Annotated in this window: 10 protein-coding genes and 1 tRNA gene; 5 read left to right on the top strand and 6 right to left on the bottom strand. The window is 51.5% G+C overall.

The genetic code is table 11. The annotated features are described in order from the left end of the window. Window positions 1-5 precede the first annotated feature (5 nt). Window positions 6-1,103 carry an endonuclease/exonuclease/phosphatase family protein gene (locus DFER_RS00175; RefSeq protein WP_012779655.1) on the bottom strand — a complete coding sequence of 366 codons (1,098 nt, stop codon included), beginning with the start codon at window positions 1,101-1,103 and terminating at the stop codon, window positions 6-8. A 168-nt stretch (window positions 1,104-1,271) separates the two neighbouring features. On the opposite strand from DFER_RS00175, the gene rimP reads away from it, so the two are divergent. The 3 genes from rimP to infB all read left to right on the top strand — a co-directional run bounded on the left by rimP (window position 1,272) and on the right by infB (window position 6,205). After that, on the top strand, window positions 1,272-1,754 hold the full coding sequence (gene rimP, locus DFER_RS00170; protein WP_012779654.1) for a ribosome maturation factor RimP: 483 nt from the start codon (window positions 1,272-1,274) through the stop codon (window positions 1,752-1,754). Between the two features lie 88 nt (window positions 1,755-1,842). Continuing rightward, on the top strand, window positions 1,843-3,084 hold the full coding sequence (gene nusA, locus DFER_RS00165) for a transcription termination factor NusA (protein WP_012779653.1): 1,242 nt from the start codon (window positions 1,843-1,845) through the stop codon (window positions 3,082-3,084). A gap of 70 nt (window positions 3,085-3,154) precedes the next feature. Then, window positions 3,155-6,205: a translation initiation factor IF-2 gene (gene infB / locus DFER_RS00160; RefSeq protein WP_012779652.1), complete on the top strand. Its 3,051-nt coding sequence runs from the start codon at window positions 3,155-3,157 to the stop codon at window positions 6,203-6,205. Window positions 6,206-6,278: 73 nt separating this feature from the next. On the opposite strand, the gene DFER_RS00155 is transcribed toward infB, so the two are convergent. The 4 genes from DFER_RS00155 to DFER_RS00140 all read right to left on the bottom strand — a co-directional run bounded on the left by DFER_RS00155 (window position 6,279) and on the right by DFER_RS00140 (window position 9,000). Continuing rightward, window positions 6,279-6,854 carry a metal-dependent phosphohydrolase gene (locus DFER_RS00155; RefSeq protein WP_012779651.1) on the bottom strand — a complete coding sequence of 192 codons (576 nt, stop codon included), beginning with the start codon at window positions 6,852-6,854 and terminating at the stop codon, window positions 6,279-6,281. Window positions 6,855-7,051: 197 nt separating this feature from the next. Next, window positions 7,052-7,126, bottom strand: a tRNA-Val gene (locus tag DFER_RS00150). 23 nt (window positions 7,127-7,149) lie between these two features. Continuing rightward, window positions 7,150-8,463: an MFS transporter gene (locus DFER_RS00145; RefSeq protein ID WP_012779650.1), complete on the bottom strand. Its 1,314-nt coding sequence runs from the start codon at window positions 8,461-8,463 to the stop codon at window positions 7,150-7,152. Window positions 8,464-8,544: 81 nt separating this feature from the next. Continuing rightward, entirely contained in the window at window positions 8,545-9,000 is a 456-nt protein-coding gene (locus DFER_RS00140) for a hypothetical protein (protein ID WP_012779649.1), read from the bottom strand. 86 nt (window positions 9,001-9,086) lie between these two features. Here DFER_RS00140 and DFER_RS00135 point away from each other — a divergent pair, with 86 nt between their 5' ends. Continuing rightward, window positions 9,087-10,718 carry a T9SS type A sorting domain-containing protein gene (locus DFER_RS00135; RefSeq protein ID WP_012779648.1) on the top strand — a complete coding sequence of 544 codons (1,632 nt, stop codon included), beginning with the start codon at window positions 9,087-9,089 and terminating at the stop codon, window positions 10,716-10,718. A gap of 17 nt (window positions 10,719-10,735) precedes the next feature. Further along, the gene (locus tag DFER_RS00130) at window positions 10,736-12,751 is read left to right on the top strand and encodes a thioredoxin domain-containing protein (RefSeq protein WP_012779647.1); all 2,016 of its coding nucleotides are present in this window, start codon (window positions 10,736-10,738) and stop codon (window positions 12,749-12,751) included. Here DFER_RS00130 and DFER_RS00125 read toward each other — a convergent pair. Next, on the bottom strand, window positions 12,748-13,266 hold the full coding sequence (locus DFER_RS00125) for a DinB family protein (protein ID WP_012779646.1): 519 nt from the start codon (window positions 13,264-13,266) through the stop codon (window positions 12,748-12,750). The genes DFER_RS00130 and DFER_RS00125 overlap by 4 nt on opposite strands. Window positions 13,267-13,274 lie beyond the last annotated feature (8 nt).

Raw genomic sequence — 13,274 nt, 5'->3', positions numbered from 1 at the left:
CCCCCCTATTTCACAGTGTATGTTCCCATGATCGGATTATGATCCGAATACGGGACTTTGGAGAATGTCCTGAAAGCGTGGAGCGATAAACGGCTGTCGTCGTAAAACTGGTGATCTATCCGGATGAAATAGGGAATCTGGTTGTAGGTAAACCCAAATCCCCTTCCCTTTTCCTCGAAGCTGTTGCGAAGGTGCTTCCGCAGCTTACCGTACACGTAGCCATACGGCACTTCGTTAAAGTCTCCGCACACAATCAACGGATACGGCGATTGGTCCACCCAGGATTGCACGATTTCATATTCGGCTGCACGTCTCGTGAAGCCGTTTTTCATTTTACCGAAAGTAATGCGTCCTTCCCGTTTGATGCCGTCCATTTCCTTCTGGGCAACGAGCGCGCCGAGTTGGAGGGTCATGGAATAGAGGTGCAGGGCCAAAACGCGCACCGTGTCCTCCCCTACTTTAATGTCCGTCTGGATCATGCCGTTCTGCTCTTCGAAAACGGTATCGCGCACGGCCACGATCGGGTATTTGGAAAACACCGCGAGGCCCCAGTAGCCCTTCCGCTTACCTTGTTTCTTTTGTGAATGCAGCGCGTTGTATTGATAGCCGTTGGCGCTGAAATAGTTTCTAGTGTCCAAAACGCCCTTCAACTCGTCGTCATTGAAATACTCGGGCATGCAAATGACATCGGCCTGGCTATCGATGATCCACGACTTCATTTTCCGGATTTCCCTCTTAACCTCGCTCTTCCACGCTCCCGAGTTTCGCTGGAAAACGTGCACATTGTAATTCATGACTGAAAACTCCTTCGCGCCTTCCGCCGCCGTCACATTTTCTGCGGTGCTGTTAAATGCATAAGTCCTGGGAAGAAAAAAACACGCCGCGCCGACCATGATCAGCGGAAGAATGGCCTTTTTTCGTTCCACCACGAACCACACCGGCACCGAAACGAGGTGAATGAACACAACGATCGGGAACGACATCATCATAAACCCCGCCAGCCAGCCTCCGAAGGGAACGAGCAGTATCAGCGTGTAAATCAGCAGTGTATAGCAGGCAAAGCATTGGTACAAAAGCCAGAGTATCCTTGTAAGTCCCTTCATTGGTAAATACGACCATTTTTCCGCAAAAATAGGTGAAGGATATCGATTTGGAAGACATCCTGTAATGTTTGTAGAAATGATAAAATAATTTTATATTTGCATCCAATTCTATTTTGATCGATTGATTGAGGGGGTCTAAATCCCCTTTTTTATTTGTATAGCTTATACATGACCGTAAAGGAACATCTAGAAGTTTTGCTGGCCCCGCTCCTGGAAGATGGCGACTGTTTTTTGGTTGACATTGCGATTAAACCATCCAAGCTGAGTCAGAAAGTAACCATCCTGGTGGACAGCGACGAAGGTATTACCATCCAGCAATGCACGTCCATCAGCCGCAGGCTCGCCAAGCAGCTCGAAGAACTGGAAGTATTCACGCAGGCATACACACTTGAAGTTTCGTCCCCAGGCCTTGACCAGCCACTTTTACTGCCTCGCCAATACAAAAAGAACGTAGGCCGGAACCTGAAAATCACGCTGAAAAGCGGCGAAATCCTGCAAGGCACACTCACGGATGCCGGCGATAGCGATATCACCATCCAGCTGCCAGCTCCCAAGAAAAAACCGAAAACACCGGTGGACGAGGCTTCCCTGGTTCGGACGATCGCCCTGGACGACATTTCCAAGGCATTGATCGAAATCTCTTTTAAATAGACCCACAGGGCCGGATTCGCACTTCCGGGTTGTGATCAATTATATAATATGTATAACTTAGTATCAGCAAATATTCTTTAACATACCCATGGATAGCGGAATATTAATTGAGTCATTCGCGGAGTTCGCAAGCTCTAAAAACATCGATCGTCCCACGATGATCAGTGTTTTGGAAGAGGTATTTCGTACTATGATTCGCAAGAAATATGGCACCGACGATAATTTTGATGTGATTATCAACCCGGAAAGCGGTGACCTCGAAATGTGGCGGACACGCGAGATCGTAGACGACAACTCCGAGGACATCTGGGAATATAATAAAATACCGTTGAACGAAGCGCGCAAAATACAGAGCGACTTCGAGGTGGGCGAAGAAGTGGCGGAAGAAGTGAAGCTGGTAGAATTCGGTCGCCGCCTGGTGCAAACTGCCCGCCAGACCCTGATCCAGAAGATCAAGGATATGGAAAAAGAGATCATGTATGAAAAATACAAGGATCAGGTGGGTGAAATGATCACCGGAGAGGTGTATCAGACTTTGAGACATGAAGTAATCATCGTGGATTCGGAAGGTAACGAACTCTCGCTGCCCCGCACCGAGCAGATCTCGAAAGACCGTTTCCGCAAGGGCGAATCCGTGAAATCGGTGATCCATAAAGTGGAAATGAACAACGGCTCGCCGAAGATCACGTTGTCGAGAACATCGCCGGTTTTCCTTGAAAGACTGTTCGAAGTGGAGATCCCGGAAATCTACGACGGAATCATTTCTGTCCGCAAAGTTGTTCGTGAACCAGGGGAACGTGCCAAAGTGGCCGTGGAATCCTACGACGACCGGATCGATCCGGTGGGTGCCTGCGTTGGTATGAAAGGCTCACGCATCCATTCTATCGTGCGTGAACTGGGCAATGAGAATATCGACGTGATCAACTACACCGATAACCTCGAACTGCTCATCAGCCGCGCATTGAGCCCTGCGAAAGTAAGCTCGATGCAGATCGACCGCGAAGCGAAACGCGTATCCGTGTTCCTCAAACCCGACCAGGTATCACTGGCCATCGGTAAGGGCGGACAGAATATCAAGCTCGCGGGCAAGCTCGTGGGAATGGAAATCGATGTATTCCGCGATATCGAAGAACAAAATGATGAAGACGTCGATCTGACCGAATTCTCGGATGAAATCGACGAGTGGATCATCGACGAATTGCACAAAATCGGTCTGGATACCGCTAAAAGCGTACTGGCCCTGAGCAAGGAAGAACTCGTGCGCCGTACCGACCTTGAAGAAGCGACGGTAGAGGACGTGCTGGATATCCTGCGGAAAGAATTTGAATAAAATAAAACCGTGGAGCTGCGCAAAACAGCTCCGCAATCAATGCAAAACCTTATTCTACTAAATTGCTAATATGGCAGAAGATAAAATGATGCGCCTTAGCCAAGTGGCACGGATCCTCAACGTGGGTATTACTACGATCGTGGATCATCTGTCTGCCAAGGGGTATAAGGTGGAAAGTAACCCGAATACCAAAATTAATGCCGATCAAATTGAGTTTCTTGCGAAGGACTTCAAATCGAATGAGCTGAGGTCGTCCCTGACGCAAAAACCGGCCGCTCCTGCTGTGGAAGCGCCTGTTGAAGTGAAGGACGACAAGGTAAAAAGCGATGTAGAGGGAATTCTCTATTTTAGAAATACACCAAAAGCCGAGGAAAAGCCAGTGGTGGAAGAAAAGCCAGCCGCTTCGGAGCCTGCTTTTGAAAATAAACTTCCCGGTATCAAGGTAGTCGGCAAGATCGACCTCGACGCAAAACGGCCGGCAGTACAGCCACCTGCGGCGCCGGAGGAACGCCCTGCACCGGAAGCACCGAAGGAAGTGGTCGCTGAAAGCCCGAAAGCAGCGCCTGCGCCGGTAGCGAAAGAAGAACCGAAACCGGTAGCCGCTCAGCCAGAGCCTGTGAAGGAAACTCCGGTGGAAGCCCCTGCGAAAGAAACGCCTGCGGCCCCCGCAGCGCCGGCCGCAGAAGCTCCCGCGAAGGAAGAACCACGCCCGGCTGCCCCTGCCGAAAGCAAGCCGGAACCAGTTGAGCCGAAGGAAACGGCGCCAGTTGCCGCTAAACCTGAGCCCGTTGCGCCGCAGCCGGCCGCTACACCTGAGGAACCAAGCGGCGAATCGCAGCTGATCGAAGCGCGCGGTGAGCAGCTCAGAGGCTTGAGGGTGGTAGGAAAAATCGAGCTGCCTTCCGATAAAAATAAAAAGAAAGATCCTGTTGCATCCAGCGATGCGTCAGCCGATAAAAAACGTCGCAGAAAGAGAAAGAGAATCCGCGATGGTGCTGCCGCCCCCGGCGAAAACCGTCCGGCAGAAGGCGCTGCGGCTGCAAATGCCAACGCAGGCACCACCAATACAGGTACCGATGCAAACCGGAACCGCCCTAATACGCCTGGAACAACGCAAGGTGGTAACCAGCAGGGTGGACAGCAACGGCCCGGCCAGGGCGGAGGCAACCGCAGCGGTAATGCCGGCGGCAACAACCGCAGAGGCAACCGTCGCGAGGAAGTTTCCGACAAGGAAGTTGCAGACAACATCAAGGCCACAATGGCGCGTATGGGTGGTGGTAACACCAAAGGTATGGCCAGAGGCAAAGGCCGCCGACGCGACCGCGGTGATCAGAACGATCCGAACGGCTTCGGAGATGAAGAAACAAAAGTATTGCGCGTAACCGAATTCGTATCAGCCAACGACCTCGCGTCGCTGATGGACGTAACGGTTCAGGAAGTAATATCGGTGTGTATGAGCATGGGTATGTTCGTATCCATCAACCAGCGTCTCGACGCCGAGGCCATCACATTCATCGCCGATGAATTCGGCTTCGAAGTAGCGTTCATCTCGGCCGAAGAAGAGGTTCAGAATGACGTTACCGAAGAGGTGGATGATGAAGAAAGCCTGGTAGAACGTGCACCGATCGTTACAATCATGGGTCACGTCGATCACGGTAAAACATCGCTCCTCGACTACATCCGTCAGGAAAACGTCGCCAGCGGCGAGGCAGGAGGTATTACGCAGCACATTGGTGCTTACAGCGTGAAAACCAAAACCGGCAAACCGGTAACATTCCTCGATACGCCGGGTCACGAAGCATTTACAGCGATGCGTGCCCGCGGTGCGAAAATCACCGACGTTGTCATCATCGTGATCGCAGCGGACGACAGCGTCATGCCGCAAACCCGCGAGGCGATCAACCACGCGCAGGTGGCCGGTGTACCGATTGTATTTGCATTCAGTAAAGTAGATAAGCCAGGTGCCAACACGGAAAAAATCCGCGAAGAGCTGGCGAATATGAACCTCCTGGTGGAAGAATGGGGTGGTAAATACCAAACTCAGGAAATTTCTTCCAAATCAGGATTGGGTATCGACGAATTGCTTGAAAAAGTATTGCTAGAAGCGGAATTGCTCGAACTGAAAGCGAATCCGAACCGCCGTGCAGTTGGAACAGTGGTGGAAGCATCACTCGACAAAGGCCGCGGCTACGTAACGACAATCCTCGTTCAGACGGGTACATTGAAAGTCGGCGACGTGGTATTGGCAGGTGCGCATTTCGGTAAAGTGAAAGCGATGACCGATTACCTTGGGAAAAGGCTCAAAACGGCAGGTCCGTCCACGCCGGTGCAGCTGCTCGGTTTGAATGGCGCGCCACAGGCCGGTGACCGTTTCAACGTATTCGAAAATGAGCGCGACGCCCGCGACATCGCTACCAAGCGTGAGCAGATCCAGCGCGAGCAGTCGATCCGTACCCGCAAGCACATTACCCTTGAAGAGATCGGCCGTCGTAAGGCGATCGGTACTTTCCGCGAGTTGAACCTCATCGTGAAAGGTGACGTGGATGGTTCGGTAGAAGCACTTTCCGATTCATTGCTGCAACTTTCGACTTCGGAAGTTCAGGTGAATATCATTCACAAAGCAGTGGGTCAGATCTCCGAATCGGATGTGAACCTTGCGATTGCTTCGGATGCGATCATCGTCGGATTCCAGGTTCGTCCTTCTTCCAATGCGAAGAAAATGGCCGAGCAGGATCAGATCGAGATCCGCCACTATTCGGTAATCTACCAGGCGATCGAGGAGATCAAAGACGCGATGACCGGTATGTTGGCTCCGACGATCGAAGAGATCATTACCGGAAACATCGAAATCCGCGAGGTATTCAAAATCAGCCGCGTAGGAACGATTGCAGGTTGCTACGTAACCGACGGATACGTGAAACGTAACAACAAGATCCGCGTGGTCCGCGACGGTATCGTACTTTATACGGGTGAAATCGACTCTCTGAAACGTTACAAAGACGATGTTCAGGAAGTAAGAAACGGTTACGAATGTGGTTTGAGCGTCAAAAACTACAACGACATCGAAATCGGCGATATCATCGAAAGTTTCGAGCTTCGCGAAGTGAAACGGACGCTTTAATAAGCCGCCGATATAAAGAAAGCCTGCCTCATCTGATGAAGCAGGCTTTTTTATGTTCAATGCATTTCAATCATCAATTCAAATCCACGCCCAGCTTCCATTTGACTTCCATTAAAAGCTGGCAGCAGGCGGCGTAAAGCTGCTGGTTACCCTGGTTGATTTTCCATAGATAACCGTCCACCTCGCGTGCGTAAACTCGCGCGAAGCCGGGATCGTGCTCGGTGAGCGAAAGCATGTTGTCGATGATGTCGGCGTATTTGACGGTCTGGGCGATGGGCCTCGAAGCCATAATGCGCACACCTTCCAGCTCTTTTCGCTGAGCCCGGTTCAGGGACGGGTATTTCAAATGCGTGTACTTATCGGTGAGATCGTCCACACCGGCCAGGATCACCTCGTCTTCCGTGATACTATACCCGAGGCTCATCAGTTTTGCAGAAAGATCGGCCAGCGAGCATTCGGTATCCTCGATGAGGTCGTGGCAGAGCGCGATTTCCGTTTCGTAACCCTGATGCACATATTGCTCCACCCGGTCGGCCACGCTCAGCAAATGCGTGTAGTATGGTGCGCCTGTGTACTTTCGCTTTTGCTCACCGTGCATTTCCTTTACAAAGTCAAACAGCGACCATTGGCGCTCGGTTAATTCCAGCATAATCTTGGTGCAATCAGCAATTCAAACTAACACTAACCTAAGTTGATTTTAAGGTAATAATAAAACGCATCTTATTAAAATTATTACTTATCACAGATTTGCGCATTTTCGGTACGCACGATAATTCTCACCAGCCGGTTGGGCATTCAAAACGAAAAAAGGCTTGCATATCGGGTGATATACAAGCCTTCGGAATGTAGGACGTAGCGGGTTCGAACCGCTGACCTCCGCCCTGTCAAGGCGGCGCTCTGAACCAGCTGAGCTAACATCCTGTCAATCGTGGCGCGATATTAAATCAATTTTCATTACGATCCAATTCGAAATGGTAAACTTTCCGGGACGGAATGCGGTAGAGCAGCAGCAGCCCGATCACGAAAATGACAAGCAGCGCCAGGATGCTGTTGCGCATGCTCCCTGTGAGGTATTCGACCGTGCCGTAAATGAACGTCCCGATTACGATCGCCAGCTTCTCGGTCACATCATAAAAGCTGAAATAGGAAGCGGTATCGGTCACGTTTTCCGGAATTAGCTTCGAGTAGGTCGATCTCGACAGCGACTGAATGCCGCCCATTACCATGCCCACCGTGCAAGCAATCATATAAAATTCCATAGCCTCGGTGGTGTAGTACGCACCCGTGCAAATGCCGATCCAGATCGCCACGCCGATCATGAGCGCATAAATATTCCCGATCCTGCCCGATAACCAGGCGAATGTATAGGAACCCGCAATGCCGACCAGCTGAATGAGCAATACCGTAATGATGAGACTTTGCGAGGGAAGTTTCAGTTCCGTCGCCCCGAAGATGGTAGCCACGTACATCACCGTGCGCAGGCCCATGGTATAAATGAAGAATGCACTCAGGAACTTGGCGAGGTAAGGCTGCTCGCGCAGGCGCCCGTACACTTTTCTCAGCTCCTTAAATCCCTGGAAAATCCAGTTACCGCTCTTTTCCTTGTCCGCTTTCCCCGATGGCAGGTAGTAAAACGGAATTTGTGCAAACAATATCCACCAAAGGCCTACTGTGAAAAATGAAATCCGCGCCGGCAGCGACTTCTGCGTGATCCCGTAGAATTGCGGCGCGAGGATCATGCTCAGGTTGAAAAGCAGCAACAGCACACTTCCCAGGTAGCCCAGCGAAAAGCCGCGCGCACTGTATTGATCGAACCGGTCTTCGGTCGCGATCTCGGGTAAATAGGAGTCGTAAAAAACAATGCTGCCGCTCCAACCGATCAGGCTGAGGCCGAAAAGAAACACGCCGGAAATGAGGGTTTCCTTGGTAAAAAAGTAGAGGAGCATACAACTCACCGCGCCGGTATAGCAGAAAAACTGCATAAACCGCTTCTTTTTGCCCGTAAAGTCGGCGATAGCCGTGCAAACGGGGACCAGCAAGGCCGTGATGAGAAAGGAGATCGAAACGGTGTAGGAAAAAAGCACCGAGGCTTTGATTTGTGTCCCGAAAAAATTGACATCGGGCGTGCCGGATGCGCTGAGTGCGGTGGCGCTGAAATAAACCGGGAAAATGCTGGAAACGATCACCAATGCATGCACCGAATTGGCCCAGTCATACATGCACCACGCATTGATTACGGAGGGTATATTCTTTTTCATTCAAAAAAATTTCCACAAAATAAGAAAAGCGGCAGATTTTATCCGCCGCTTGTTCCTGTAAATTGTATATCGCACCACCGGTTACTTGATCACCGGCTGGAAGACCATAATGGCTTCCTGCTCCACGCCATTGACCGGCATTTTGCTTTTCAGTCTCATTTTACTGTTGGTAAGTTCTTCCAGGCCGAATTCGCCCGCAAAACCGATGATCTTGATATCCAACGTTTTGTCTTCGTTGATTAAATACCAGGTCCCGCCATTGATCACCTGGCTCGATTTCTGATCCAATGCATTCACCCGCGCATTTTGCTGGAACTGAATGTCCATTTGCTTGATGTAACGGGTATCCACACTCAGCTGGTTTTCAGAAATGTCCTTTCCCGACAGGTCCGTCACGGTAGACATCCGCCAGGGATAATTAACCAGTATTTTACTCTTTTCTGTCGGTCCAGGCGTTTCCTCCTTATCTTTGTCCTTGCAGCTAAGCACTAAAAGCGATAAAATCAGGACTGGAACAAAAAGAAGTAGTCGTTTCATGTTTATTGTATTTTACGTTTCAAGGCTTCACGAAAAAGTGAAATTGGCGACAATGCAAAAGTAACGAATTTGTCTGGTCAAATCTTATGACTCACTATACAAACATCTACGCAAAGGCATTTTTAAGCATATTATTCAGCATCGCGCTGGGTATCTCCGCGGCAACCGCCCAAAACTGCCAGCCCGGTTATGTGCTAAACCCCGTCACGACCAACAACCGTATCGAATGGAATAAATTCCCTGAATTCTCACTTCCCTTCAAAATCCTGTACAGCGGTCCGCGCTTCGGCGACACCCAGTCGCAACCGTTGAAACACGGTTTCAGCCATATTGCGGCATTCAGCGGCCCGGAGCCCGCATCACTCACCGAGCGCCAACGGGCAATGCTTTGGTACGGCGTAGCGACTTCGAGCGGCGACCAGCCCTGGGGCGACAATACCCTCCGCAGCCCGTGGGGCAATGATACGGCCGCCTACCGCAGTTTCTGGGACGCTTACGCCAGCACCATCACGCAAGTAGATGTGGTGTGCCTCGATATCGAACGCATGCAGCGCGAAGACCGCGACATCCTCGCATTGAAATCCAATACACGGATTCCTCAGAATTACCGCAACCTTTCGGACGCCGATTTCCTGGCGACTTACAAAAGAGACATGCGCTGGTGGTACACCGAAGCCGCCAACCGCCTCCGCGCCAAGGGCGTAAAAGCCGCCCTCACGAGTTACAGCGATGTGCCCATCCGCAACACCTGGCTCAACATCACGGCCAACAGCTGGCAGGACTGGACCACCAACCCCGCCCGGACGCATTACCTCACGCAGGACAATTCCGGAAAAGTAGGCGGTAGCGTGTACGACGCAATGGACTTTCTTTCGCCATCACCCTACTATTATTACGGCTATGACCACCCCATAGGCAAGGATTACCTCTCCTACCTGCTATTCTCGATCGAGGCGAATGCGGCGTGGAGCGACAAGCCGATCATTCCGTTTGTATGGCTGCGCGTACACGACAGTTACGACAAGAATATCCCCCTGATCACCGATTTCATGGCCGAGGCCACAGCGATATTTCCCTTTTTCTCCGGCGCAAAAGGGTTGTGGATTTGGGAAAACCCGTTTTTATCGGATGAAAGACAGGAGAATTATGCTCCCTATGAGCATTTCATTTACGGACTTTATCGCTTATCGGAGTTCAAGGACATGCTCGAAGGCGATTACGACCTGGTAATCCCGATGTCGGCGCGGGATCATATGGAACAGCAAAACCCCGTTTGGCGTGGAATTGTAAAAAACAACCATATCCTGATCGCCGCACAGAACCCCTACGCCGCCGACAACGCCACCACGTCGATCACCGTTTCTTACCAGAACTGGGCCCGAAACATTACTTTGAAAGGGAAGGAGGTATTCCTCTGCAAATTCGACCTGAACGACACCGTGAACGGCGTAGAGCCGACGCTGGACCTGGTGAATGTGTTTCCCAACCCCGCTGCGCGGGAGCTGAACGTTTCGCTGGAAGGCATAAATGGGGTAACTGACGTCGACTTTGCATTGACTAACAGCAAGGGACAAATTTTCCTTCAACAACCACTCAAAGCATTCGCCGGCCAATCGCGCACAACCATCCCGCTTCCCCGGCTCGCTGCTGGCATGTATTTTGCCCGGTTTACGACCAATAACCGAACAGTCATTAAAAAAGTGGCGATCCTCCAATAGTCGCTGCGGCCGATATCATGAACCGACTTAGTGAACAAACCAGCCCATATTTGCTCCAACATGCGCACAATCCGGTGGATTGGTATCCCTGGGGCGAAGAAGCATTGTCCAAAGCCAAAAACGAAAACAAGCCGATCCTGGTGAGCATCGGCTACTCGGCCTGCCATTGGTGCCACGTGATGGAACGGGAATGTTTTGAAAAAGAGCCGATTGCAGAAGTCATGAATGCGTATTTCGTATGCATTAAAGTGGACCGCGAGGAGCGGCCCGACGTGGACGCCGTGTACATGGACGCCGTGCAGGCAATGGGCGTGCGTGGCGGATGGCCGCTGAACGTATTCCTATTGCCTGACTCCAAACCTTTTTACGGCGTCACTTACCTCCCGCCCCAAAACTGGGTGCAGCTCCTGAAAAGCATTAATCAGGCATTTACCAACCATTTCGACGAGCTGGCCGATTCGGCGGAAGGCTTCGTTCAGAATATGATCGCTTCCGAAAGCCAGAAATACGGGCTGGTGGAGGGCACCGTGCATTTCAATGCCGACGATCTGGATGTGATGTTCGAGCAAATCCAGCGGCATTTCGATACGCAAAAAGGCGGTATGGACCGTGCGCCGAAGTTTATGATGCCGTCGATCTACAAATTCCTGCTGCGTTATTTTGATGTCAGCCAAAACCCCGAGGCGCTGGCACAGGTGGAACTTTCGCTCAACCGCATTGCTCTCGGCGGCATTTACGACCATGTCGGCGGAGGCTGGGCGCGGTACTCGGTGGATGAGGACTGGTTTATTCCGCATTTCGAAAAGATGCTTTATGACAATGCGCAGTTGCTGAGCGTGTACGCCGAGGCCTATTCACTCACCCAAAATCCATTGTACGCCAGTCGCATCGAGCAAACCATTCAATGGCTTTCCGCAGAAATGCGCAGCGCCGATGGCGGCTTCTTTTCCGCGCTGGACGCTGATAGTGAAGGTATTGAGGGAAAGTTTTACATCTGGACGCAACAGGAACTCCAATCAGTACTCGGCGAAGATTTCGATTGGTTTTCCAAACTTTATAACATTTCCGCACAGGGAAACTGGGAGCACGGCTATAATCACCTGCACCTCACCGAACCTGTGGAGCATGCTGCCAAAACAGCGGGCATTCTAACCGACGATTTCGCGGGCCGGTATGAAAATGCAGTGACCAAACTGGCCGAAAAGCGCCGTGAACGCGTGCGGCCCGGCCTGGACGACAAGATACTCGCTTCATGGAACGGCTTGCTGATCAAGGGACTAACGGATTGCTACCGCGCATTGGGCCACGAAGAGATACGCGAGCTGGCGATCGGCACGGGGCATTTCATTGCCGGAAAAATGACTACCGGCAGCAAATTGAATCACAGTTTCAAAAACGGCGTGGCTACCGTCACCGGCTTCCTGGAAGACTATGCGGCGGTCATCGAAGGTTATCTCGGACTTTATCAGATCACATTCGAAGAGGATTGGCTGCAAAAAGCACAGCAGCTGACGGAATACGCACTGAGCAACTTTTACGATCAGTCGGAAGGTTTCTTCCATTTCACCGATGCCTACGGCGAAGCGCTGATCGCCCGCAAAAAGGAGCTGTTCGACAATGTCATCCCCGCTTCAAACTCCATCATGGCCCAGAACCTTTACACGCTGGGTAAAATGCTCGACCGCGACGATTACATCGAAATATCGGACAAAATGCTTTCCAAAATGACCAAACTACTCCTCGCGGACGTGCAGTGGGTCACCAACTGGGCTGCATTATACTGCCAGCGGGCCGTCCCCACTGCCGAAATAGCGATCGTAGGCGGCGATGCCGATGCCATGCGGAAGGACCTGGACCGTTTTTTTATCCCCAACAAAATTGTGATGGGCACAAGTACTTCCTCCACCCTGCCGCTGCTGCTGAACCGGACGGATATCAATGCCAAAACGGCGATTTACGTCTGCTACGACAAAACCTGTCAGTTGCCAGTCACCAAAGTGGAAGAAGCGCTCGATCAGTTGGCCGGCGTTTAAAGCAGCGGAAAATAGCGGTCGCGGATTACCTGCATGTGGTGAAGCGGGTGGCCGAGAATCACAAATCCCAATGCGAGCGGTGATATTTCCGCTTGATTGGCAGTGCCCAGGCGTGTCAGCATTACGTCGTCCATATTGCGGAACAACGTGATCGTGCTGCGGCGCACTTCCCGGAATTCCTCCATCAGATCGTCGATCGTCCGGTGCGCGGCCAGCGTGTGCGCAGCGAGGATGGCCTCATCATAACCCGCGAGCGGTGTTGCGTCATTCCTGGAAAAACGCAGGGCGCGGTAGGCCATAATACGTTCATTGTCAATTACGTGCTGCAAAATATCCCTGATGGTCCATTTACCCGCTTCATAAATGCTGTCGCCGAGGGCGGCCAGGCGGGAGGTGTCGCTGTAAATTTGGTCGGGCGTGTATTTCTCGAATCCTTCCGCGAGGCCGATATCGTCGACGAGATTGATGTAACGGTCGAAAAAAGCGGGCATCGGCACTATTTCAGATCTTTTCATGGTGTTTA

It is taken from the genome of Dyadobacter fermentans DSM 18053, from assembly GCF_000023125.1.
In the GTDB taxonomy this organism is placed as follows: domain Bacteria; phylum Bacteroidota; class Bacteroidia; order Cytophagales; family Spirosomataceae; genus Dyadobacter; species Dyadobacter fermentans.
The sequence above is the reverse complement of the archived record's forward strand: the minus strand, read 5'-3'. Positions and strand labels throughout refer to the sequence as shown.

Bases quoted from the DNA above. Each gene is read 5' to 3' on its own strand.
- DFER_RS00175 (WP_012779655.1), bottom strand. From the start codon at position 1,103: ATGAAGGGACTTACAAGGATACTCTGGCTTTTGTACCAATGCTTTGCC.
- rimP (WP_012779654.1), top strand. From the start codon at position 1,272: ATGACCGTAAAGGAACATCTAGAAGTTTTGCTGGCCCCGCTCCTGGAA.
- nusA (WP_012779653.1), top strand. From the start codon at position 1,843: ATGGATAGCGGAATATTAATTGAGTCATTCGCGGAGTTCGCAAGCTCT.
- infB (WP_012779652.1), top strand. From the start codon at position 3,155: ATGGCAGAAGATAAAATGATGCGCCTTAGCCAAGTGGCACGGATCCTC.
- DFER_RS00155 (WP_012779651.1), bottom strand. From the start codon at position 6,854: ATGCTGGAATTAACCGAGCGCCAATGGTCGCTGTTTGACTTTGTAAAG.
- DFER_RS00145 (WP_012779650.1), bottom strand. From the start codon at position 8,463: ATGAAAAAGAATATACCCTCCGTAATCAATGCGTGGTGCATGTATGAC.
- DFER_RS00140 (WP_012779649.1), bottom strand. From the start codon at position 9,000: ATGAAACGACTACTTCTTTTTGTTCCAGTCCTGATTTTATCGCTTTTA.
- DFER_RS00135 (WP_012779648.1), top strand. From the start codon at position 9,087: ATGACTCACTATACAAACATCTACGCAAAGGCATTTTTAAGCATATTA.
- DFER_RS00130 (WP_012779647.1), top strand. From the start codon at position 10,736: ATGAACCGACTTAGTGAACAAACCAGCCCATATTTGCTCCAACATGCG.
- DFER_RS00125 (WP_012779646.1), bottom strand. From the start codon at position 13,266: ATGAAAAGATCTGAAATAGTGCCGATGCCCGCTTTTTTCGACCGTTAC.